Source organism: Microbacterium sp. 01T413_2 (assembly GCF_056398985.1).
In genome coordinates, this window is record NZ_JBFTQL010000018.1 from 44,016 (window position 1) to 66,325 (window position 22,310).

The 22,310-nt window shown below is 70.3% G+C and carries 19 protein-coding genes and 1 pseudogene; 4 read left to right on the plus strand and 16 right to left on the minus strand.

The window, feature by feature from the left end; translation table 11 throughout:
- Positions 1 to 10 precede the first annotated feature (10 nt).
- Positions 11 to 739, plus strand: a pseudogene (locus tag AC1DMN_RS10965) (EamA family transporter); the annotation flags it as partial.
- Positions 740 to 862: 123 nt separating this feature from the next.
- Here AC1DMN_RS10965 and AC1DMN_RS10970 read toward each other — a convergent pair.
- A complete protein-coding gene (locus tag AC1DMN_RS10970) occupies positions 863 to 1,807 on the minus strand; it encodes an amidohydrolase family protein (protein WP_477230546.1) in 945 nt (314 codons plus the stop codon).
- A gap of 181 nt (positions 1,808 to 1,988) precedes the next feature.
- On the opposite strand from AC1DMN_RS10970, the gene AC1DMN_RS10975 reads away from it, so the two are divergent.
- Entirely contained in the window at positions 1,989 to 3,359 is a 1,371-nt protein-coding gene (locus AC1DMN_RS10975) for an MFS transporter (protein WP_440734980.1), read from the plus strand.
- An 85-nt stretch (positions 3,360 to 3,444) separates the two neighbouring features.
- On the opposite strand, the gene AC1DMN_RS10980 is transcribed toward AC1DMN_RS10975, so the two are convergent.
- The 11 genes from AC1DMN_RS10980 to AC1DMN_RS11030 all read right to left on the minus strand — a co-directional run bounded on the left by AC1DMN_RS10980 (position 3,445) and on the right by AC1DMN_RS11030 (position 12,432).
- Positions 3,445 to 4,173, minus strand: a complete 729-nt coding sequence (locus AC1DMN_RS10980; protein WP_477230547.1) for a DUF2071 domain-containing protein — start codon at positions 4,171 to 4,173, stop codon at positions 3,445 to 3,447.
- Entirely contained in the window at positions 4,170 to 4,526 is a 357-nt protein-coding gene (locus tag AC1DMN_RS10985) for a metalloregulator ArsR/SmtB family transcription factor (RefSeq protein WP_441978334.1), read from the minus strand. Before AC1DMN_RS10985 ends, AC1DMN_RS10980 begins: the two co-directional genes overlap by 4 nt.
- Positions 4,527 to 4,570: 44 nt before the next feature.
- Complete coding sequence (locus AC1DMN_RS10990; RefSeq protein WP_477230548.1) at positions 4,571 to 5,413, minus strand: DUF6597 domain-containing transcriptional factor; 843 nt, start codon at positions 5,411 to 5,413, stop codon at positions 4,571 to 4,573.
- Positions 5,414 to 5,419: 6 nt separating this feature from the next.
- Positions 5,420 to 5,842: a hypothetical protein gene (locus tag AC1DMN_RS10995; RefSeq protein WP_477230549.1), complete on the minus strand. Its 423-nt coding sequence runs from the start codon at positions 5,840 to 5,842 to the stop codon at positions 5,420 to 5,422.
- Positions 5,843 to 5,844: 2 nt separating this feature from the next.
- Positions 5,845 to 6,441, minus strand: a complete 597-nt coding sequence (locus AC1DMN_RS11000) for a TetR/AcrR family transcriptional regulator (protein WP_477230550.1) — start codon at positions 6,439 to 6,441, stop codon at positions 5,845 to 5,847.
- A gap of 53 nt (positions 6,442 to 6,494) precedes the next feature.
- Positions 6,495 to 7,409 (minus strand): NAD-dependent epimerase/dehydratase family protein, encoded by a 915-nt coding sequence (locus AC1DMN_RS11005; protein WP_477230551.1) that lies wholly within the window; start codon positions 7,407 to 7,409, stop codon positions 6,495 to 6,497.
- Entirely contained in the window at positions 7,406 to 8,032 is a 627-nt protein-coding gene (locus tag AC1DMN_RS11010) for a dihydrofolate reductase family protein (RefSeq protein WP_477230552.1), read from the minus strand. The genes AC1DMN_RS11005 and AC1DMN_RS11010 overlap by 4 nt, the downstream gene beginning before the upstream one ends.
- 129 nt (positions 8,033 to 8,161) lie before the next feature.
- Positions 8,162 to 9,253 (minus strand): metallophosphoesterase family protein, encoded by a 1,092-nt coding sequence (locus AC1DMN_RS11015; protein ID WP_477384212.1) that lies wholly within the window; start codon positions 9,251 to 9,253, stop codon positions 8,162 to 8,164.
- A gap of 241 nt (positions 9,254 to 9,494) precedes the next feature.
- On the minus strand, positions 9,495 to 10,595 hold the full coding sequence (locus tag AC1DMN_RS11020) for an ABC transporter substrate-binding protein (RefSeq protein ID WP_477230554.1): 1,101 nt from the start codon (positions 10,593 to 10,595) through the stop codon (positions 9,495 to 9,497).
- A 68-nt stretch (positions 10,596 to 10,663) separates the two neighbouring features.
- Positions 10,664 to 11,578, minus strand: coding sequence for an ABC transporter permease (locus AC1DMN_RS11025; protein WP_477230555.1), 915 nt, complete (start codon positions 11,576 to 11,578; stop codon positions 10,664 to 10,666).
- A complete protein-coding gene (locus tag AC1DMN_RS11030) occupies positions 11,575 to 12,432 on the minus strand; it encodes an ABC transporter ATP-binding protein (RefSeq protein ID WP_477230556.1) in 858 nt (285 codons plus the stop codon). Before AC1DMN_RS11030 ends, AC1DMN_RS11025 begins: the two co-directional genes overlap by 4 nt.
- A gap of 187 nt (positions 12,433 to 12,619) precedes the next feature.
- On the opposite strand from AC1DMN_RS11030, the gene AC1DMN_RS11035 reads away from it, so the two are divergent.
- Complete coding sequence (locus AC1DMN_RS11035; protein ID WP_477384214.1) at positions 12,620 to 14,398, plus strand: sensor histidine kinase; 1,779 nt, start codon at positions 12,620 to 12,622, stop codon at positions 14,396 to 14,398.
- Positions 14,395 to 15,123 (plus strand): response regulator, encoded by a 729-nt coding sequence (locus AC1DMN_RS11040; protein WP_477230558.1) that lies wholly within the window; start codon positions 14,395 to 14,397, stop codon positions 15,121 to 15,123. Before AC1DMN_RS11035 ends, AC1DMN_RS11040 begins: the two co-directional genes overlap by 4 nt.
- Positions 15,124 to 15,331: 208 nt before the next feature.
- Here AC1DMN_RS11040 and AC1DMN_RS11045 read toward each other — a convergent pair whose 3' ends face one another.
- From AC1DMN_RS11045 to AC1DMN_RS11060, 4 genes are all read right to left on the minus strand, one after another.
- A complete protein-coding gene (locus AC1DMN_RS11045) occupies positions 15,332 to 17,251 on the minus strand; it encodes a S53 family peptidase (RefSeq protein WP_477230559.1) in 1,920 nt (639 codons plus the stop codon).
- Between the two features lie 169 nt (positions 17,252 to 17,420).
- Positions 17,421 to 17,864 (minus strand): hypothetical protein, encoded by a 444-nt coding sequence (locus tag AC1DMN_RS11050; RefSeq protein ID WP_477230560.1) that lies wholly within the window; start codon positions 17,862 to 17,864, stop codon positions 17,421 to 17,423.
- Positions 17,861 to 18,331: a hypothetical protein gene (locus AC1DMN_RS11055; protein WP_477230561.1), complete on the minus strand. Its 471-nt coding sequence runs from the start codon at positions 18,329 to 18,331 to the stop codon at positions 17,861 to 17,863. Before AC1DMN_RS11055 ends, AC1DMN_RS11050 begins: the two co-directional genes overlap by 4 nt.
- Positions 18,332 to 18,399: 68 nt before the next feature.
- Positions 18,400 to 22,281: a LamG-like jellyroll fold domain-containing protein gene (locus AC1DMN_RS11060; protein ID WP_477384216.1), complete on the minus strand. Its 3,882-nt coding sequence runs from the start codon at positions 22,279 to 22,281 to the stop codon at positions 18,400 to 18,402.
- Positions 22,282 to 22,310: the final 29 nt, after the last annotated feature.

Here is a 22,310-nt window from a genome sequence, read left to right on the forward strand (position 1 = left end):
CGCCGTCGCGATGATCGCGCCGATCGCCTGGGGCAGCACCTACTTCGTCACGCGCGAGTGGCTGCCCGATGCGCCCGTCTGGGGCGCGGCGATCCGCGCTCTTCCCGCCGGACTCGTGCTCCTGACTCTGGCCCGCCGCCTTCCCCGCGGCTCGTGGTGGTGGAAGTCCGCCGTTCTCGGAACCCTCAACGTCGGCGCCTTCTTCGTGCTCGTCTATGCCGCGGCGCAGCTGCTGCCGACGAGCATCGCGTCGACGATCATGGCCACCTCCTCGGTCGCGATCGCCGTCGCCGCGTGGGCGATCCTGCGGGAGCGTCCGGGGATCCTGCGACTATTCGGCGCCTTCGTCGGCATCGGCGGCGTCGCACTCATGCTGCTCGGCACCGCGACCTCCGTCGACCCGCGGGGCGTGATCGCCTCGATCGCCGCGATGGCCATGTCATCGGTCGGATTCATCCTCGCCAAGCGCTGGAACGGGGAAGTCGGGATCCTGCCCTCCACCGCCTGGCAGCTCGTCTTCGGCGGACTCGCCCTCATCCCGTTCGCGATCGTCGTCGAGGGCCCGCCGCCCGTCGTCGACGGCGCGGGCCTGGCGGCCTACGGCTATCTCACCCTGGTCGCGACCGCTCTCGCCAACGTCGCGTGGTTCGCGGCGCTGAAGCACCTGCCCGCGGGCACGGTGGGCCTCATCGGCCTGCTCAACCCGGTGACAGGCGTGCTCCTCGGCGTGCTCGTAGCGGGCGAGATCCTCGAAGGACGGCAGCTCGCGGGACTCGCGCTGGTCCTCCTCGGCATCGCCGCACCTCTCGCGCTCGAGAGCCTCCTGGCGCGGCGCCGGAGGCCGCACGCCGCCCGCTCTCGATCAGCCCGCGGGGATCGGCGACGGATCCGCCGAGGACGGCCCGGATCCGGATCCGTCCATCCCCAGCAACCGACGCGGGGTGTTCCAGAGCACGTCGGTCAGCCAGCGATCGCCCAGCCCCCAGCCGTCGAGCACCTCGAGCTGATGCGCGTAGGGGTAGGGAATCGAGGGGAAATCGGTGCCGAGCACGACCTTGGGCCCGAGACCCGCGATGATCTCCGCGTAGCCGGGAGGCAGCAGCGCGATCCGCTCGATGCATGACGTGCCGACCATCGTCGTGTCGAGGTAGACGTTCGGATGCCGTGCGGCCAGCTCGGCGAACCCGAGATAGTCCGGAAGCCCCGCATGCGCGATGACGAGCACGAGCGAGGGATGCCGCTCGGCGAGAGCGCGCACGGGATCGAGCCCCGTGTATCTGCCCTTGTGCGGTCCGTTCCCGCAGTGGATGACGACCGGCGCGCCCGCTGCCGCGGCGCGCTCCCACGCCTCGGTGAGGACCGGATCCAGGGGCGAGAAGTCGCCGACCTGCACATGGATCTTGAACACTCTCGCGCCGCGTTCCAGGGCGCGCTCCGCGATCGATCCCGCGCCCGGCTCCGGGTAGAACGTCGCCGAGGAGATCGCGTCGGGATGCGCCGCCGCGAACTCCGCCGCGTAGTCGTTGAGCCACTGCGCCATCCCGGGGCGATGCGCGTAGCTCAGCGTCGTGAACCGGTTCACTCCGATCGCGCGCAGCTGCGCGACGCGCTCCTCGTCCGTGCCGCGATAGCGGATCGGCCACGCCGGCGCACCGCGCTCTGCCACGCGGTCGAAGAAGTCCCACACCTTCTGCTGCACCCGATCCGGCATGAAGTGCACGTGCAGATCCACGATCCCCGGCACACCCCGCTCCCGCAGCCAGGCGGGGACGGCGGCATCGGAGAGCGGCTCGGAAGGGGCGGACATCGGGGGCAGCCTATGCCGCCACGGCGAGCGCGCGCGGGCACTCGCGGGCACGAGGGCGACGCCGGGCCAGCCATGTGCATTCGTGCACACTCCATCCGCCGCATATGGGCATTGTCGCAATGGCGAAGTCGTCTCAGGCTGGAGAACCGACAGACCTCTCTGATCGTGCAAAGGAGCACACATGGCGTACGAGACCGCATCCCCCACCGGCCTGCGCCGGGTCGTGGCCGCCTCCATGGCGGGCACGGTCGTCGAATGGTACGAGTTCTTCCTCTACGCCTCGGCGTCGACGCTCGTGCTGGGCACCGTCTTCTTCCCGCCGTCGGACGACCCGTTCAGCGGCATCATCGCGGCGTTCGTCACTTACGCGATCGGCTTCATCGCCCGCCCGCTCGGCGGCATCGTGTTCGGCCACCTCGGCGACAAGTACGGGCGCAAGAAGCTGCTGCAGGCCAGCATCCTGATCATCGGCGCCGCGACGTTCCTCATCGGCTGCCTGCCGGGCTTCGCCCAGGTCGGGTACCTCGCACCGGTCCTGCTGGTGCTGCTCCGATTCGCGCAGGGCTTCGCGATCGGCGGCGAATGGGGCGGCGCCGTGCTGCTCGTCGCCGAGCACAGCCCGCGCGAGCGGCGCGGTTTCTGGGCGAGCTGGCCGCAGGCCGCGGTGCCGGTCGGCAACCTGCTCGCCACGCTCGTGCTCTTCGCACTGTCCGCGACGCTGCCGCAGGACGCATTCCTCGGTTGGGGCTGGCGCATCGCGTTCTGGCTCTCGGCCGTGATCGTGCTCATCGGCTGGTACATCCGTACCAAGGTCACCGAGGCCCCCATCTTCCTGGAGATGAAGGCGGCGCAGGAGCAGGAGGCCTCCCAGAGCTTCGGACCCCTCGAGGTCGTGCGCCGCTACCCCCGCGGCGTGCTCGTGGCGATGGGACTGCGCGTCGCGGAGAACATCCTCTACTACGTGGTGGTCACCTTCTCGATCGTCTACCTCACGCAGACCGTCAAGGAGGCGACGTCGGCGACGCTGCTCATCCTGGCCGGAGCGCACGTCGTTCATTTCCTCGTGATCCCGCTGTTCGGGCGGCTTTCCGACCGCTGGGGTCGCAAGCCGGTGTACGCGGCAGGCGCCGTGCTCGGAGCCGCCTGGGGCTTCTTCGCCTTCCCGATGATGGCCACCGCCAACCCGATCGTCATCTGGGCGGCCATCGCTCTCGGCCTCGTCTTCCACGCCGCGATGTACGCGGGTCAGCCCGCGATCATGGCGGAGATGTTCCCCACCCGGATGCGGTACTCCGGCGTCAGCCTCGGCTACCAGGTCACGTCGATCTTCGCCGGTTCGCTGGCGCCGATCATCGCAACGAGCCTGCTCGCGCAGTACAAGTCGAGCGTGCCGGTCGCGATCTACGTGGCGATCGCCTGCGCGATCACGCTGGTCGCCGTGGCCGCCGCCCGCGAGACGAAGGGGGCGGATCTGCGCGCCCTCGACGCGGACGACCGCTCGCGCCTAGCACAGCAGACCAGATCCGTGGATCCCGCCGTCTCACGACACTGAGAGCAAAACGCGAAAGGCCGCCGGCGCTGCGATGCCGGCGGCCTTTCGCATGAGCGTCCCGCGGGCGACGTCCGGAGGGAACGGCTCAGACCGCGAGCGGCCGCGACGCTCCGACGGCGGTCGCCGGAGCCTCCATCGTGATGTCGAGATCGCGCATGACCACGACGTGATCGAGCACGGCCGACCCTCGCGGCAGCGCATCGAAGAACGACGAGTGCACGCTGTGCGCCTGGGCCGCCTCCACCGCCCATTCCTCCGCGGCGAGCGCGACCGCCTCCAGGGTGCGACCGTCGTGACCGAGCGACCAGCCGATCCGCCCGGAGCGGTAGAACGCCGACGCCTCGTCCACCGAGCCGAAGAAGGCGCTCGTCCAGGCACCGCCGACCTCGACGTCCGCATCGAGATGCTCCCCCGAGGCGTCCATGCCCATGGCGTAGCGGCCACCGTGCTCGTCGACGGCGAATCGCGCGCGGCGGTGCACCCCGGGGAACAGCCGGCCTCCGAACAGCACCGGATGCCAGGCCGAGCTGTGGCGCTCCAGGATGAACACGCCCGTGCACACGGTGTCGCCCTCATCCCACTCCACCGCGATCCGATGCGCAGCGTTCTCGGAACGCAGACCGAGACGTGCCGAGAACCAGCGAGGCCGGATCGCGTCGAGCCCGAGCACGCAGAAGCCTCCGATGGCCTGCCCGTCGATCAGCTGCGGGCGCAGCGGTGCGGGCACGAGCGTCCGTGCGATGTCGGGATCGAGCCGGTAGCTCACGAGCAGGCGGCGGCGCAGGTGCGCCTTCACTCCGGGCACGACACTCACGCCGTCACCGCCGAGTGCTCGCCGGTGCCGCCGGGATCACCATCGGACGGGCGCCGCTTTCGCACCTCCCGCAGCACGATCTGTTCGGGGCAGACCGTGGACAGGAAGTCGCCGATCGACAGGGCGAGCCTGTCGCCGGCGAGGGAGTAGAGGATCCGGTTCGCGTCACGCCGTTCGACGATCAGGCCGGCACCCCGGAGGATCCGCAGATGCCGGGAGATCGTCGGACCGCTCACCGCGAACCGCGCCGCGATCTCCCCTGCCGCCTGCTCCCCATCCTTCAGATCCTGCAGGATCTGTCGCCGGGTCGGATGGGCCAGTGCCTCGAACGCGCTGTTCTCCGCTTCGCTCATGAGCGCAATCTAGCACCTGAGCTAAATAGCGAACAATGCACTGCTCACGCATTCACCGCACGGACACCGCCGAACCGCCCGGCGAGGAACGGACGGTACGACGCGGAGTGGTCGTGTCCGCAGGCGCAGCGTTCGACGTCGCCGTGCAGCAGCTCGCGGGGCGTCTGCCCGGTGAGGCGAAGGCACTCTCGGCTCAAATGCGCCTGGTCCGCATACCCGGCGTCCACCGCCAGGCCGGCAATGCCGTCGACGCCGACGCGTCCGCTGGGCGTCGCGCCAGCCTGGGCGAGGGCGAGGAACCCCTGGAACCGAAGGGTGCGCTGCAGCACCTTGGGGCTGAGCCCGACCACGCTCAGCGAACGCCGCCGCAGCTGACTCTCCGACAGCCCCACGTCTGCGGCGACCGCGCCGACCTCGACCGGACGCCAGGGCATCAGCGCCTCGACCGCGGCGCGCAGCAGAGGATCAGCCGCCCTGCCGACCCGGAATCGCTGCAGCAGGAACGCCTCGAGCAGAGCGATCCCTCGGTCGACGGCGCTGGACGCGGCGACATCGTCGAGCAGACGTTCGGCAAGGTCGCCCCACACTTCCACAAGGGGCACGCTCTGGTCGACGAGCTCCTCGAACGGCATCGGCAGCGGCGGTGCACCGCCCGGGCGGAACCGCACGCCGAGGATCGTGGTGCCCGGCGGGATGACCTCGAGCCGATGCCCCGTGAGCGGGCCGAGCAGCCGCGCCGGCCCGCCGACCGCCACGTGGATCTCCACCCCACCGGTGGGCAGATGACGGTGGACGGCGGGCGCGTCGCCGACGTGCTGCACCCAGATCGTGCGCACTACCCCGGCGAGCGCCGCACTCGGCGCCCGCTCGCGGTAGGTGTCGGCCATCGCGCCTCAGTTCTCCTTGGGGAACGCCGCTCGCGTCGGGCGGCGGTTCAGCAGAACGGCGATCGCGACGATCAGGATCCCGATGAGCCCCTGCTCGATCTTCATCCAGATCGGGTACCCCGAGTCCGGCGAGACGATGATCAGGCCGATCCCGATCGGCGCGATGATCGAGATCCACCGCATCCGCGTGAAGGCCCGACGGCTGCCGCGCGCCGCCGCCCTCGTCACGACGACGAACACGAGGCTCGCCACCGCGACGACCGATCCGCGCAGCCACACCACCCAATTCACCTCGGCGGGGTCGACGATCGCAAGGACCGCCGCGGCGGCCAGAGCGATCACCGACACCGCGGCGCACAGCCACCACAGCCGGCGCACGGTGTCGAGGGTCGGGCGGACCGCAGCGAGGCGGTCGACGGTGAGAGTCATGATCAAGCTCCTCCTTCCGGGCGAGTGGCCCGGTGATACAGGGCGACGATCTCGTCGATCGCCACCGCGGTCGCCGCCTCCTCGGACGGCATGGTCATCGCGAATGCGTCGATGGTGGCGCGGATGGAGCGCGCCACCACCAGCGTGTCGAAGACGCGGAACTCGCCCGCCTCCTGCCCCTGCGCGAGAAGCAGCGAGAGCAGCAGCGCCGACGTGTCCTCACGAAGGCCGTTGTCCGCCCGCGGGGCGTTGCGGATGACCTCGATCACGGCGCGCGCGGCCAGCCGGTTGTCGGCGAGGAAGCGCAGGTTGGACCTGAGGTACGCCGCGAGCTTGCCCGCCCACGTCGGCTCCGCCTCCGTCGCGGGGACCATGACGGCGGCAGCCTGCTGCACGATGTGCTCGACGAGCGCGCCCATGAGCGCGGCCTTGTCGGCGAAGTGATACGAGATCATGCGAGTGCTGCTGAGCTCGGCGGCCTCCCGGATCCGGGCGAACGACGCGGCCGCGAATCCCTGCTCCGCGAGCACCCGCATCGTCGCCTCGATGATCTCGGCGCGGCGCTCCTGCGTCGTGCGGTAACTGCGCGTCGGTGTCATGGATTCATAATTACTCAATTGAGTAATTTAAGCAAGGATCAATGGATCCCCGGTCAGCGGGCGTTCTCGCGCCGCCACTCGACGTAGTGCGCGACCGCGCCGGACAGATCGAACGCAGGCTCGAAGCCGGTCTCCGTGCGCATCCGGGTGACGTCGAGGTACGGCGCGTCCTCCACTGTCGCCGCCGGTGCGGTCGACTCGATCCCCGCTCCGGGCAGCGCGGCGTTCAGCGCGTCGACGAGCTGGCGAGCGGTGAACGGAACGCCGCTCGACACGTTGTACGCGGTGTGCGCGAGCGAGGGCGCCGTCATGAGCAGCGCGATCGCGCGACCAGAATCCGGCGCGTAGCCGAAGTCCCCGGCGCCGGCGGGCAGCGGGCGCGGACGCTCGCCGCGCAGCACGGCGCTCACGGTCGACGGCACCGGGTTGAACGGCGATTCCGGATCCATCAGCGGCCCCCACGTGCTGCCGATCCGCAGCAGCACCGGCTGCACACCCGTCCCCGCGAGGGCGAACAGGGTCAACGGCTCGACCGCCTTCTTGAACGCCGCGATCGGATGCGGGGGCACGGCGAGCGGCAACGCGAGGTCCTCCGTCCATGGTCGCTCGCCTCGGCCCTCGTAGGAGCTGATGCTGCCGGCGACGGCGAAGCGGTCGACGCCCCAGGTCCGCGCCGCCTCGAGCGCGGTGAACAACGCCGCTGAATCGCGCCGGAAATAAGGGATCGGATCCGGTTCCGGAATGCTGCCGGCGAGATGCACGACGCCGCCGATGCTGTACCGGTCGCCGAGCGCGAGGAAAGCGTCTCGGTCGGCCACGTCCAGGGTCTCAACGCGGACCCGGCCGGCAAGGAAAGAGGGAACGTCAGAGCGCCGGTGCGCCGTGATCACCACCTCCTCACCGAGGTCGGCCAGCGCGGCCGCGGTGTGCGCGCCGATCATCCCGAGCCCACCGGTGACGAGAATCATCGCGCGTCCTCCCCCACCGCGGCACGTCCGGCGTGCTCGACGAGATAGTGCAAGTGCGTGACGTCGGGTGCGGCCACCACCTCGTGGATCCGCAGCGCGATGTGCTGCGGAAGCTCGTAAAAGAAGCGACGGCCGGCGCCCAGCAGCACGGGCACCTGGTGCAGGATGAGCTCGTCGACGAGCCCGGCCTTGAGCGCCTCCGTGGCGAGCACACCGCCCATGAGCCCCACGTCCTTGCCGTCGGCGAGGGCCTTCGCCGTGTCCACGGCATCGGCGAGTCCCGTGCTCACGATGGTCTGACGCGCGTTCGCCGGCGGGAATGCCTCATGCGACAGCACGACGAGCGGAGCAGTGGGATGCGGTGCCCCGCCGGCGAAGTCATCGGAGTCGGAGTACGTGGTGCGCCCGGCCAGGCTCGCGCCGACGCGCGACGCGAGTGCATCGAACACTCGCGCGCTCGGAGCGGACAGCCGAAACCCGGCGAACACGGTGCTCGGCACGTCGCCGCTGCCGTACCAGTCGAACAGCACCCCGCCGTCGCCGAGTCCGTGCCCTGGTCGCGGATCGCGGCCCGTGATGAATCCGTCGACGGAGACGGACAGACCGCAGATGACCTTGCTCATGATCGAACCTCCTGCTCGTGGATGACTCCGACGATAGAAAGGACCACCGGGCAGGCGATTGAACAGAACGCGCATGACGATGGGCCGGAGATCCGCTCGGGGATCATCCGGCCCTTCGTCAGCTGTGGGTCAGGACCACTGCGCGGACAGCGGGATCCGGATCTGCTTCATCCACTCCTTGCGCTGGAAGTCGCGCGCCTTGATCGTCACGGAGGTGGCGCCGACCTCGACCTGGAGGCCCTGGTTGAACCCGCCGGGCACGACGGACTCGCCGCCCGAGCCGTTGTCGGTCCAGCCGGTCTGGATGGCGCCCGTGTTCACCACGTTGAAGCCGTCGAGGTTGCCCGTGCCCGCGACGATCCGGCGCGCGTACCAGTCGGAGAGCGCCAGATCCCAGTGCGTGTGCCCGGTGAACAGGAACACGTCGGGGTGGCGACCCAGCAGTTCCAGCACACGGTCGGTCTGCAGGTAGTCGGACATGTAGAGCTTGTTCCGCGAGCCCGAGACCGTGTTCGGCAGCGGGTGGTGGCTGATCACCATGACGGGGCGCTTGCGGTCGCGCCAGTACCAGAGCCTGTCCTCGAGCCAGGCGAACTGCGCATCGCTCATCCACACCTCATCCCAGAGGGTGGCGTCGTGGTAGTGCATGTACTTCTCGGTGCCGATCATCAGCACGGGCACGTCGCCGAAGACCTGCTCGTTGTAGATCGTKCTGCGACCGGCGAAGTTGTAGAAGCTCTTGAAGAGCGAATCCTCCGTGGTGCCGTTCGGCCAGGTGGCCTGGGCGAGCGTGTTCGGGTCGGAGTACTTCGGCACGTAGAACTCGTGGTTGCCGATCGCCCACGCGAGCGACTTCGGCGCGGGGTTCGCGGCGAGCACCTTGCTCACCTGTGCGTATTCGAAGTCGTAGCCGCGCGGGGTGATGTCTCCGGCGATCGCGATGCCCTTGCCGCCCGGGTTGATCTGCGCGATGTCCTGCAACGCCACCGCGAAGTCGGCGAGATCGCCCTGGATGTCGCTGATGACGTTGAAGGTGGTGACGGATCCGCCACCGTTGCCGTTTCCGTTTCCGTTGTTGCCCTGTCCGTTGCCGTTGCCCGGCCCCGTGCCGTTGCCGTTACCGGCGGGCAGCAGCCGCGCCGAGGCCGATGCGGCCGACTCCACGGCGAGGAGCGCCCCGGCGGCGGCGCCGGAGGTGATGAGTGAGCGTCGAGAGATCACGATGGTCCTTTGCTGTCCGAGGATCGGCTGTCGCTTTCGAGATCAGCAAAGGCTCCCGAACAGCGCGTGAACGGACGACGACATCGCGGCCTCGATCTGCCGGTTCAGTCGAATCGCCGCGCCGAGTGTGCGCACTGGGCCGGATCCCGCGAGGACCCGCGATCCACGCGAAGATGCCGGGCGCCCCATGTGGGGAGCGCCCGGCATCCTTGTTCAGCCGTGTGGAGGAGTCGGATCCGGMTCAGCCGTCGGAWCCGGCCGCCTTSGTSGTCACCTTCGTGCCGGCGTCCTTGTTGGCCTTCTGCGCGTACTCGTTCGTGAACGTCTTGCTCAGGTCGATCTTGGAGGTGTCCAGGCCGAGCTGCTTCTCCATGTCGAGCACCGTCTTCGGGCCGCCGGCGGGCATGATGCCGTCGGGCAGGAACTGGCCCTTGTCGGTGGTGAGACCGGCGATGTACTGGTCCTTGGTGATCGTGGAGTTGTTGACGTACTCGGCGGGCAGCTTGTTCGCGATGTCSGCSGCGGAGTGCTCGTCGATCCAGTGCATSGTSGCGACCAGGGCGTTGACGACCCGCTGCGTGGCGTCCTTGTGCTTGTTCACGTAGGACGCGTTGCCGATGAGGCCGGCCGCGGGCCACGCCCCGCCGAGCGCCTTCTGCGCGCCCTCGGTGCTGGCGAGGTCGACGACGGAGTGCGCGACGTTCTGCGAGGTGAGCGCCGTCACGGTCGGCTGCGTGGTCATCGCGCAGTCCGCGGAGCCCTGCTTGAGCGCGGCGATCGCCGTCGCGCCGGCGTGCACGGCGACGGTCTGGTAGTCGCTCGTGGACACCCCGCCCTTGTGCGCGATGAACTGGGTGAGCTTGTCGGTGCCCGAGCCCAGGTCGGTGACGCCCATGTTCTTGCCCTTGATGTCGGACGCGCTCTTCACGCCGCTCTTGTCGGTGCACATCAGGCGCTCGCCGGGGGCGCCGGAGAGCTGCACGACRTCGATGACCTCCTTGCCCTTCGGCTGCAGCTCGATCGTGTGGTTGTACCAGGCGCCCGCGAAGTCGACCTGGCCGGAGATCATCGCGTCCTCGGCGCCGACGCCGCCGTTCTGCTCCGTGGAGAGCTCGACGTTCACGCCGAACTTCTTGTAGAAGCCGAGCTGGTCGGCGAGCTTGTACGGCAGATAGATCTGCTTGTCGATGCCGCCGACCATGATCTTCACGGTCTCAGGGGTGCCGTTGCCGGCCGCCGTGGTGCTGGATCCGGAGGATCCGGATGTGCCGCCACTGCAGCCTGCGAGACCGAGCATCAGTGCTCCGGCCGCCGCGACGGCGACGATGCCGCGCTTGTTCATGTGGGTTTCCTTTCGTTGCGCCGATCGGGCCGGCGTTCCTGGTGAGGAGGGATTGCGAGGGAGGGAGTTCAGATCGACGAGGCTTCGGACCGCGTCGGCGGGCGCCAGCGCAGCACCCGCTTCTCGAGCAGCGAGATCAGGTACTCGGCGACGAGGGTGAAGACGGCGATGATGACCATGCAGGCGAACACCGTGTTGGGGTCGAAGGATCCCTGGGCCTGGCTGATGATGAGGCCGATGCCGCGCTGCGCGCCGAGCACCTCTGCCACCAGCGCTCCGATGATGGCGAAGCCGAACGCGGTGTGCAGGCTCGCGATGATCCACGTCATCGCGGAGGGGATCGTGACGTGACGGGCGACCTGCAGGGGCGATGCCCCGAGCACCCGCACGTTCGAGACGAGGTTCGGATCCACTTCCCGCACGCCCTGGAAGGCGTTGAAGAAGACGGCGAAGAACACCAGCACCGCGGCCAGGAGCACCTTGGCGGGCATTCCGAGACCGAACGCGACGATGAAGATCGAGCCGAGCACGATGCGCGGGATCGCGTTGATGATCTTGATGTACGGACCGCACACCTCGGCCAGATACCGGTTGCTGCCGAGCAGGATGCCGGCGATCATGCCGGCGAGCGTGCCGACCGCGAAGCCCAGCAGCGCCTCCTGCACCGTGACCCAGAGGTTCTCCCAGATGGATCCGAAAGCCGTACCCACGGTGAACAGGTGCACCAGGCTGTCCCACACCGCGGAGGGCTGGCCGAAGAAGAACTTGTCCACCCAGCCCATGGCCGTGAACAGCTGCCAGCCGCCGATGACGACGACGGCGAGCCCGATCCGGCCGACCCACACCCAGACGGTGTGGCGGCGGCGAGCGCGACGTCCCGCGGCCTGCAGTTCGGCCTCGCTCTGCTCGGGTGCGCTCAGCGGGCTCGTGTAGGGGCGTCCGGTGGCGTCTGCTGCGGACGCGCGCACGGTCGCGGCGGTCATGCTGCCACCGCCGCGGTCTGGGCGTACGCCCGGTCGACCTCTTCGCGCAGGGACTCCCAGATCTGACCCTGCAGCTCGAGGAAGCGGCCCTCGTGCCGGATCTGCTGCACGTCGCCGCGGGGGCGGGGCAGGTCGATGTCGAACACGTTCTTCACGGTGCCCGGGCTGGAGGTCATGATGACCACCCGGTCGGCGAGCGCGACGGCCTCGTCCAGGTCGTGCGTGATGAACAGCACCGAGGGCCGCAGCTCTTCCCAGAGCTGCAGCAGCTCGGTCTGCATGATCGCCTTGGTCTGCACGTCGAGCGCCCCGAACGGTTCGTCCATGAGCAGGATCCGCGGTCGGTTGATGAGCGCCGCCGCCATCGCGACGCGCTTGCGCATGCCGCCGGAGAGCTGGTGCGGGTAGCGGTCCTCGAAGCCGGCGAGGCCGACGCGGCGCAGCCAGTCGAGGGCCAGCACCGTGGCCTCCTTCTTCGGCATGCCGGTGAGCACCGGGCCGACCATGACGTTGTTCAGCACGGTCTTCCAGGGGAACAGCGAGTCCGCCTGGAACATGTAGCTGACGCCCTGCGTGATGCCGTCGACGATGCGGCCGCCGACGCTCACGGATCCGGCCGACGGCTTCTCGAGGCCGGACACCTGCGCGAGCGTGGTCGACTTGCCGCAGCCGGTCGGTCCGACGATCGCGCAGAACTGCCCCGGTTCGACGGTCAGCGTCACGTCGCGGATCGCGGTGAAGGTGTCGCCCTTCGGGGTGAGGAAGCGCTTGGTGAGGCCGACGATCTCGATGCCGGCGGCGGGTCCGCTGGCATCGAGGGTGCGGCCGGCACCCGGGGAACGTGTGTCGCTCATGGCACGAAGACCTCTCTGTCTGTGTCTGCTCGCCGCGGCGACGACGCCGGGCGATGGATCGATGTTCGCCGCCGGTCCACCTCGCTGTCGCGCTTGCGAGCGTTGCCCGACGTTTCGGGCGTTGCCGCACCTTTTGGGCGTTCTGCGCACGGCCGGCGCCGAGGCTGCGGTGAGAGAATCCGGTGTGATGCGACGACGGATCCGAAGACTGTCGWGCCTGATCCTGCTGGCTCAGGTCGCGATCCTCAGCGCCTCCCTGCTGATCGGGTTCGTGCTGTTCGCSGTCACCGCGCGCGCCAACCTCACCAGCGACTACCAGGACCGCGCCGCGGACATCGCGCAGACCTTCGCCGAGATGACGGCCGTGCAGCACTGCCTCTCCTCCGGAGGCTCCACGTGCGACGGCGACGTGCAGCAGCTCGCCACCGCGACCGAGCAGCGCACGGGTGCCGCCTACGTGGTGGTCATCGACATGGATCGCGTGCGGCACTCGCACCCGAACCCCGACCTCGTGGGGCAGAAGGTGTCGGAGGACGTCGTGGCGCGCGACGGCGCGGTGCACCGCAGCACCGACGTCGGCGCGACCGGCACGACCGCGAACGCGCGCGTGCCGGTGTTCGAGGGCTCCACGCGCACGGTCATCGGCGAGGTGTCGGTCGGCATCAGGGAGTCGAGCGTCGCAGCGGAGCTGCTCGGACAGCTGCCGATATACGCGACCTGGATCGTGCTGGCGTTCGCGATCGGCACGGCGGTGTCGTTCGGGCTCGCGGCGCTGCTGAAGCGCCGCACGTTCGGGCTCGAGCTCGACGAGATCGCCCGGCTGCTGCAGGAGCGCGAGGCGACGCTGCACGGCATCCGGGAGGGCGTGATCGCGATCGATCCCGCCGGGCGGATCACGGTCGTGAACGACGAGGCCCAGCGCCTGCTGCGCCTGCCCGAGGGAGCCCGCGGGCGCCGCCTGGACGACGTGCTCGTGCAGAGCCCGATCCGCGAGGCGCTCACCGGCACGACCGAGGTCAAGGACGCGATCGCCGTGACCGACGCGGGCGTGCTCGTGCTCAACCGCATGCCGGTCACGCTCGCCGGCCGGCCGCACGGCGCCGTGCTCACCCTGCAGGACCGCACCGAGGTGACCGGGCTCACCCAGGAGCTCGACGGCGAGCGCAGCTTCGCCGAGTCGATCCGCGCCCAGCAGCACGAGTTCTCGAACCGCATGCACGCGGTGGCAGGGCTGCTCGAGCTGGGGCGCACCGAGGAGGCGCTGCAGTATCTCAACGAGATCCGCGGCACCTCGGCCGATCTCGACCGCACCCTGCGCACGCACGTGGGCGCGCCCATGATCGTGGGCCTGCTGCTCGGCAAGGCCGCCGAGGCGAACGAGCGCGGCATCGACCTGACGATCGCGCCCGAGACGGATCTCGGATCCGCGTCCGATCGGCTGCCGGCGCTCGTCACCATCCTGGGCAACCTCATCGACAACGCGTTCGACGCTCTGGCCGACTCCCCCGCCCCGCGCCGCGTGACCGTCACGATCGTGGAGACCCCCGAGGCCTTGACCGTGCGCGTCGCCGACAACGGGCCCGGTGTGCCGGATGGCTCCGTGCCGCGCATCTTCGAGAGCGGCTACACGACCAAGCGCGGCTCGCTGGCGCGGCATGGCGGGCTGGGCCTGTCGCTCGTGCACACGACCGCCTCCCGGCTGGGCGGCACGGTGTCGGTGGCGAGCGATGGCGGGGCCGCGTTCACCGTGGTGATCCCCCGCCCCGCCGAGTCCGCCTCGGGGTCGTTGAGCGAGGACGCCGAACGGTCGTTGAGCGAGGACGCGCAGCGACCGAGACGAAACGCAGAGCGAGACGAAACGTCGCCTCCCCGAGATCACCGCGTTTCGTCTCTGCGTTTCGACTCGCCTACGGCTCGCTCAACGACCATCGCTCGCTCAACGACCGAGTCCGGAGGGTCGCGATGACCGCCCCTGAATCCACTGTCCTGGTCGTCGACGATGATTTCCGCGTCGCGAGCGTGCACGTCGGTTTCGTCGAAGCCGTGCCCGGCTTCCGCGTGGTGGGACAGGCCGGATCCGCCGCCGAGGCATTGCGGCAGGCGCGGGAGCTGCGTCCCGACCTGGTGCTGATGGACGTCTACCTCCCCGACGGCGACGGACTCGACGTCGTGCGGCAGCTGCTCGCGGATCCGGATCCTTCGACGGGCTCAGGGACTGCGCCCGCGGTGATCGTGATCTCCGCCGCGAACGACCTCGCCACCGTGCGGCGGGCCGTGCAGCTCGGCGCGCTGCACTACCTCGTGAAGCCGTTCGGGTTCGCCGAGCTGGCCGAGCGCCTCACCGCGTTCCGGAACGCGCAGGAGCGGATCGCGGCGCTCGGCGAGGCGGCCACCCAGGACGATGTGAACCGGCTCTTCGACCTGCTGCGCCCGGCGCCTGCGTCCACGGCCGCGCCCGAGGAAGGACGCCGGCTCGCCCCCACCCTCCAGGCCGTGCTCGACGCGGTGGCCGCGCGACGCACCGACGTGTCTGCGCAGGAGATCGCGACGGCGATCGGCATCAGCCGCACGACGGCGCAGCGCGCACTCACGCAGCTCGAGCAATCCGGCCTCGTGCGCCTCGAGCTGCGCTACGGCAGCACCGGCCGCCCGGAGCACCGCTATGTGGTGCGGAGCAATCGCGGTCGTTGAGGCCGCGCTTTCCGGTCGTTGAGCGAGGACGCCGAAGGCGACCGAGACGAAACGCGGTGCTCTCGCAAGGGCGCCGCGTTTCGTCTCGCGGAGACCCGCACTGAGCGAGCGCAGCGAGTCGAAGTGTCGCTCAACGCCCCTGTGGGAAGAGACGAGGCGCGGCTTCCCGGGGGAAACCGCGCCTCGTTCAGCGTTCTGGTGTGAGGGGTTACTGCACCCAGCCGGCGCGGGCGCTGCCCCAGCCGGTCTCGGTGTCCCAGCCCGTGCCGACGGTCTGGGTGGAGGTAGCGCCGTTGAACGTGCGCACCGAGTAGACGTAGCCGCCGGTCGCGTCGAGGCCGTTGGCGTAGTCGACGCGGATCGCACCCTCGTCGATGCCCGCTCCGGTGACGTCGTGGAAGCCCCGGCCGTGGGCGCCGTAGATCATCGGGTTCAGCAGACCGAAGCCGATGCCGCCGTTCGCCTGGATCTTCAGCGCCGTGATGCCGGCGAACAGCGGCGACGCGAGGCTCGTGCCGCCGATCCGGTACGTGTCGTACGCGGCAGCGCCGGTGAAGGTCTGCGTCTGACCGACGAGCATGCCCGTGGTGGGGTCGCCGTCCATCGAGACGTCCGGCACCGCGCGCCCGCCGTTGGGGCTGACGATACCGGCGTCCTTCTGGTACTGCGGCTCGGCGATGTTCGACGAGTAGCCGCCGCCTCCGCCGTACAGGAAGTCGGTGCTCAGCGTCCAGGCGCCGTCCTGCAGCACGTACTTCGACGTCTGCCAGCCGGTCTCGCCGGTGAGGCCCGCATCCGTGATCGCGGTCGACGTGCCGCCGACGGCCGTGACATACGGATCCGAAGCGGGGTAGTCGGTCTGCGCCGAGCCGAGGCGTGCGGCCTCGTCGCCGTCGTCGCCGCTGGAGAAGACGTAGCTGATGCCCTGGGTCGCGCCCTGCAGGAACGCGGTCTGGTAGGCGAGCAGCAGCGACGGCTTCACGACATCGCCCGCGCCGCCCCACGAGTTCGTCACGATGTTCGCGACGTTCTCGTCGTTGATGCGCGTGAAGGTGTCGAGCAGATCCGGATCCATGCAGCTCTTACCCGCGTAGTAGCGGATGTTCGCGCCCGGAGCCATGGCGTGCACGGCCTCGACGTCGAGCGTCTCCTCGCCGTACCARCCGGCCATCCCGCACTGGTGGTTGGACTTGTTGCTGTTCACGTTCGTGTACGCGTTCGGCACGTTCTGCGAGAACTGGCCGGCGGCGAACGGCTTGTCACCCGTGTCCGTCGCGTACTTGTTCGCGTCGGCCTCGACCGTGGGCGAGGCGTAGGCATCGGTGATCGCGACCGTCACGCCGGTGCCGTCGTATCCGCCCGTGAGGCCGGCTTCGTAGGCATTGCGCAGCTGCGGACCGGTGTAACCGCACGGCGAGTACGGCAGCGTCTTGCCGTCGAAGGCCGGGAGCACCGTGCCGTCCGGCGTCGCGAGGTTGCCGGGGTTCGCGGATCCGTAGGTCGTGCCGCAGATCGGCGAGTTGCGGAATCCGCCGTCCGGCGGGGCCGGCTTCTGCGTCTTCGGCTCGACGAGCGACGGGGTCGTGTCCAGGCCGTCCACGGCGATGACCGCGCCCGCGAGGGCCCCGGGGGTGGTCGCGGCGCCGTCGGGCGACTGCACGGTGAGCCCGTCATGCGTGTAGTTCGAGATCGTCACGCCGAACGCCTTGTTCGCGTTGCCCACGCCGCCCTTGACGTCCACATAACGGTGACTCGGATCGACCGTGGTCTTCAGCCCCGCACCCTGCAGCCAGGATGTGACCGCGTCGACCGTCGCCTGAGGAGCGTCGAAGGTCGCGTGGTACTGATCTGCCGAGAGGAACTTCCGGTACTGCGCGGATCCGGGCGTCGAGACCGCGGTCGCGAGCGCTGCCAGAGCGTCCATGCCGCCGGACGGCGCCAGGTACACCCGGGCGCTCACCGCGCCGTTCGCCGGTCCTCCCTTGGTCGCGTGACTGAGCCATCCCGGTGTCGAGTTCGGGATGGGGCTCGGGGGCGGCGGCGCGGCGCTCGCGGCGCCTGCTCCGGCAAAGGTGGCGGCGACGGTGGCGACGACCGCGAGGGTCACGCCGAGGACTCTTCTACGCATCCGGGATCTCCAGACATCAGGTTCGGTCGTCGGCGGTCGCCGGTGACCGAGGGCGATGCTATTCCCGGGCGGCGGAGCGACGCGAGAGGGTCCGGGCCGTCGGAGCCAGCCTCACAGCGCACGCATCGGGTTCTCCCAGCCGGCGCATTCCCGCCGTTCGAAGTTCGGTTCAGGAGCCGGCGACGTCGATCGTCAGATCACTGCTGACCTCTCCGACGGCGATCCTGATCGTCACCCGCCCCGCGCCCTCCGTGTGCAGGCCGAGCGAGCTCGCCACGCCGTCGGAATCCGTGGCCGAGGTCTCGAAGCCACCCGGGTACGTCGCCGGCCCGGAGACCACCTCGAAGGTCGCATCGCGGCCCGTGACGGGCGCACCGTCGTCGGTCGCGCGGATGACCACCCGCACCTCGTCGCCGAGGTGCACCGCACCGTCCGGGGAGACGAGCCGGATCGCCGGGCCGTGCTGTTCGGCCGCGACCTCGGCGGAGGACGAGGACGAGGGGTTCGCCGCGCCAGGACCGCTCGCGGTGCATCCGGTCAGCAGCGCCGGAAGGAGCCCCGCCAGCAGCGCGAGCCCGGTCACCTCTGCCCGGCGGGCACGGGTGCGGATCACGCCTGCTCCAGCGTGACCATGAAAGTGCGGCTCACCGACCCCACGTGCACCAACACCGGGAAGCTGCCCGCGGTGAGCGCCACGATCGGCAGGATCAGGGTGCCGTCGGTGTCGATCGGGGCGGAGGCCAGAGCGCCCTGCAGGAGGACGGACTCGTCCCACGACGCGATCCCGCCGGCGTTCACGAGCTCCGCCGTGCCGTCCGCCGGGATCGGGCCGGAGCCCGCCACCTGGAAGATCAGCGGCGCGGTGTCCCCCGCGGCCGAGAACGGGTAGGTCTGCGCGTCGTCCACGGCGCCGAGGAGGTCGATCGTGATCGCGGCCGAGGCCGTGGCCTGCGGCAGCGCGACCGCCGCCGCGATGACCGGCACCGACCAGGCGCCGGCGACGAGGGTGCGTCGCCGGGTCCAGCCGAGGTCGCCCCCCATGCCCTCGCCTCCGGCCATCGTCGTGATCTGCGTCGTCATGGTGCTGCCTCCTGCGTGGGTGTCTCCGCGGTGTCGGGTGCGCCGCGGGCGGGATCCGGTGCCGGTGCTCATCGCGCGGCCGGGTAGGGCGTCGGGATCGTGGCCATGCCGGATCCGCTCGTCAGGGTGACCGTCGCGGTACCCGCGGGGATCGAGGCCAGCATCGTGCTGAACCCGTACGACACCGTCGCGCCGGGCGCGACCGCCGGGTAGGTCCTGGTGCCGTACTTCGTGGCGATCTTCACGTCGGTCGCCGTGGACCCGGTGTTCGTCACCGCGACCGTGAGCACGGCCTTGCCCGAGACCACGGCCGGCGTGACCTTCACATCGGCCGTCAGCGTCGCGACCGGGTCCACCACGGTGATCTGAGGCAGCGTCGTCGTGCGGTCGCGGAACGCGGCGGTGATCGTCACGGTTCCGGCCGTCGCGGCGGTCGCACCCGGTGCGACGGCGATGCCGGCGGCGTTGCTCGAGACGGTTGCCGTGCTCGCTCCCCCGGCGAACGCGGCGCCCGAGATCGTGAACACCACGTCGGCGCCGGAGACGCCGTTGCCGGATGCGTCGACCACCTTCGCACCGAAACCGGTGATGGCCTCGCCGCGCAGGACAGTCTTCGCGGCGCCCAGGGGCTGCACGTCCTGCCCGGCGTCGGCGCCGGTCGCCGCGAGCGTGAGACCCGAGATCGGCCCGCTCACACCCTGGTCGGTCGCGCGGTACTCGACGAGCGCGGCTGCCGTGCCCGGCACGGCGAACGGCGTGGAATACGCCTGCCAGGCGCCGCCGTCGACGCGGTACTCGATGCCGCCGGCCGACGCCGCCGGGACCGTGTGCAGCGTGACCGTGCGCCCCGCCGCGCTCGCGACCACCGCGGGCAGCGACGACGGATCCGGAGCACCCTTGCCGAGCGAGAACGAGGCCACCACGGCGCGGTGATTGCTCGCCCAGGCGTTGCGCAGCACCGCGGTCGGCGAGGGCCAGCCTGCGACCACCGTGTTCGCGCCGAGCACGSKCAGCGCCGAGCCGGCGTAGTGCACGGYGTCGATGCGATCCTGCGGCTCATCGGCGCCCGACGGCGTCTTCACGACGAGCGGCGACCAGGTGTCGCCGGGGTCGGCGGCCGCRTCRGGGTTCGCGGTGCGATAGGCGTCGGCGAGTCCTGCCTGCTGCAGGCGGGCGGGCACGGGCCAGTCCACCGCGCCCACGCCGCAGTGCGCGTCAGCGGTGGCCGCCGTCCAGTCCGCACCCGAGGGCGACTCCAGGTCGGAGAGGACCACGACGGGGGTCGCCGCGGCCGTCTCCGTCGCGATCGCCGTGGCGAGCGCATCGACCTGGGCGTAGCGGGTGCTGCCGTGCTCCGCCGCGACGAGCGCCGCCGGATCCGTCATGCCGGCCAGGCACGCGGACTCCGGGCCGTAACCGGTGCGGTCCAGGCCCATGGTCCACACCCGCAGCTTGCGCCCGAGCACGTCCACAGTCGCGCCCAGGCCGGGCTGCTCGCCGACGACAGTGCGCGCGCTGAGCGGGTGCGGCGAGATCAGTCCGACCCCGCCCGGTCCCTCGAGCGCGTTCCAGCCGAGGGCCTTCGCGAGGGCGGTCGCGGCGGTGCCGCCGTCCTGCTGCACGCCGATCACGTCGAAGCCGTTCTCGGCGATCACGGCGAGGTTCTTCAGCGCGGCGTCGTTGACGTGCCCGCCGGCATCCCAGAGATTCCAGGTCACCGCGTCGAAGGGCGCGGCGGCATCGGCCGCGACCACGGGGACCTCGACCTCGATGCGCGCGGTGGTCGTGCCGTCGGTGGCCTCGACCGTGAGGAAGCCCGGATCCGCGGGCGCCGCCGCCGGCGCCGCCCCGGTCACGACTCCCTGCGCGTCGACGTTCAGCCAGTCGTCGCCCTCGACCTTCGTGTACGAGGTCACGGATCCGCCGTTCCAGAGGCCGGCGACGGTCTGCGAGACGACACCGCCGGCACGCACGGTGGGGGCACGCAGCACACCGGACACGAAACCGCGCGCGAGTGTGGATCCGTCCGTCACGACGTCACCGGAGTGCGTCGCCATGTAGTCGTTCTGGATCTGCGCGGCCGAGATCGCCCGGTCGTAGAAGTCGAACGTGTCGATCGTCGCGTTCACGAAGCCGTCGCCGTCGTCGAGCAGCGATCCCTCCGCCCCGACGCGGAACGGATAGCCGCTGACCAGGGAGAAGCCGGAGCCGAGGCTCGTGCTCTGCGCGGTCTGCTCGCCGTCGACGAACGTGGTCATCGTGCTCGCGGAGCGGTCGACCACCACGGCGACGTGGTGCCAGGATCCGATCACGGACGTGCGGCTCGCATCCGCGACGTAGTTCTGCGTCGTCGAGGTGCCGTTCTGACCGAAGCAGCCGCGCAGGATGCCGGGGCTGCCCGCGGTGTTGTAGAGCGTCGCGCCGCGGTTGTAGCAGTGCCGGAAGTCCTGGTTCGAGACGATCGGCGAGTCGGAGCTCGACGAGGCCTCCTTGAGCCAGAACGTGTACGAGAAGCTGCCGGAGCCGTCGGTGTGGCCCGGCACGAGGGGCAGGGAGAAGAAGTTCACGCCGCGGGTGCTGCCCTCCGGCGCGTTGACGGAGGCCGCCTTGCCTGCGGTGCCCGCGACGTATGAGGGGGATCCCGACCAGATCGCGTCGTTGCCGCGTCCCGAGGAGTCCGGGATCGCCGTGCCGTCTCCGGTCTCGAAGTCGTAGGAGGCGAACGGGGCGACCGCGTCGCCCGGCGCGCGCAGCCGGCTCCAGATCGCGGAGAGGGTGACCGCGGTGTTCGCGCGAACCGTGAGGTCGGCGACCGACTGCCCGTCGGCGTAGACGACCTGACCCTTCGCGCTCAGCGCCCAGCCCTGGAACTGGTAGCCGGGACGGACGAAGGCGTTGGCCGCGAGCGTCGAGGCCGTGCCAATCGTGAACGTCTGCGCCGTCATGGCGCCCGAGCTCGCGCCGTTTCCGTCGAAGGCGACCGTGTAGCTGCCGCTGTCCGGCTTGAGTGCGGCGTAGTCGTCGGCGACCTGTGCCGAGGGCAGCACGGCGTTGTAGAAGCGCAGGTCGTCGATCGCGGCGTTCACGTAGCCGTCACTCACGTCCTTCTCGCTGCCGCTGAAGCCGCCGATGTTGAACGCGAATCCGCTCTTCAGGTTGGTGGACGCCGTCACCTCGCCGGCCGCGGAGCGCTTGGTCTCGACTCCGTCGGTGTAGACGATGATGACGTTCGCGGTGCGGTCGACCGTGACGGCGACATGATGCCAGGATCCGGCGATGTTCGGAGACGCCCCGTTGAGGTAGCGCTTCGTCCCGCCTGCCGTGGTGCCCCAGCACGCTTGCAGCACGCCCTGCGTGGTCTGGTTGTAGAGCGTCAGACCCGCGTTGTTGCACGACGCGAAGTCCTGGTTGCTCATCAGCGTGCCGTACGACGTGCGGTTCTGCTCCGACATCCAGAACTCGTAGGAGAAGCTTGCCGATCCGTCGGTCTTCCCGGCGATCAGCGGCAGCTTCACATAGTTCGTGCCGAGGCTGATCGTCGCCGCGGACCCCGAGACGCCGGGGCGATAGCCCGGGGATCCGACCCAGGTGGCGTCGTTCCCGTTGCCCGACACGTCCTTCACGGTCGAGCCGCCGTCGGCGTCGAAGGTGTACGCCGCCACCGGCGAGATCGCCCCCGGCACGGCGGCGCGCAGAGCCGGCGTCGTCGGCGCGGGCTCGGTCGGAGTCGGAGTCGGACCGGGTGCCGGCGTCGTGGTCGGCGACGGATCGGCGGTCGGCGACGACGACGACGACGGGGTGGGCGCCGGGGTCGGGGCAGCCGTGGACGAGGGTGCGGGGGTCGGATCCGCGACCGCCGCGGGCGTCGCCGCGAACGTCGAGACGACGACGGCGGCGCCCAAGAGGGTGGCGAGGGCGAGGCGGCGCAGACGCCGGTACGGGAGGTGCATGCGGGGCTCCATCGGATCGGGTGCGGCGG

Excerpts from the sequence above, each read along its gene's own strand:
- AC1DMN_RS10995 (WP_477230549.1), bottom strand. The coding sequence starts at position 5,842 with ATGACTCTCACCGTCGACCGCCTCGCTGCGGTCCGCCCGACCCTCGAC.
- AC1DMN_RS11000 (WP_477230550.1), bottom strand. The coding sequence starts at position 6,441 with ATGACACCGACGCGCAGTTACCGCACGACGCAGGAGCGCCGCGCCGAG.
- AC1DMN_RS11010 (WP_477230552.1), bottom strand. The coding sequence starts at position 8,032 with ATGAGCAAGGTCATCTGCGGTCTGTCCGTCTCCGTCGACGGATTCATC.
- AC1DMN_RS11055 (WP_477230561.1), bottom strand. The coding sequence starts at position 18,331 with ATGACGACGCAGATCACGACGATGGCCGGAGGCGAGGGCATGGGGGGC.
- AC1DMN_RS11040 (WP_477230558.1), top strand. The coding sequence starts at position 14,395 with ATGACCGCCCCTGAATCCACTGTCCTGGTCGTCGACGATGATTTCCGC.
- AC1DMN_RS11030 (WP_477230556.1), bottom strand. The coding sequence starts at position 12,432 with ATGAGCGACACACGTTCCCCGGGTGCCGGCCGCACCCTCGATGCCAGC.
- AC1DMN_RS10975 (WP_440734980.1), top strand. The coding sequence starts at position 1,989 with ATGGCGTACGAGACCGCATCCCCCACCGGCCTGCGCCGGGTCGTGGCC.
- AC1DMN_RS10990 (WP_477230548.1), bottom strand. The coding sequence starts at position 5,413 with ATGGCCGACACCTACCGCGAGCGGGCGCCGAGTGCGGCGCTCGCCGGG.
- AC1DMN_RS10970 (WP_477230546.1), bottom strand. The coding sequence starts at position 1,807 with ATGTCCGCCCCTTCCGAGCCGCTCTCCGATGCCGCCGTCCCCGCCTGG.
- AC1DMN_RS10985 (WP_441978334.1), bottom strand. The coding sequence starts at position 4,526 with ATGAGCGAAGCGGAGAACAGCGCGTTCGAGGCACTGGCCCATCCGACC.
- AC1DMN_RS11005 (WP_477230551.1), bottom strand. The coding sequence starts at position 7,409 with ATGATTCTCGTCACCGGTGGGCTCGGGATGATCGGCGCGCACACCGCG.
- AC1DMN_RS11025 (WP_477230555.1), bottom strand. The coding sequence starts at position 11,578 with ATGACCGCCGCGACCGTGCGCGCGTCCGCAGCAGACGCCACCGGACGC.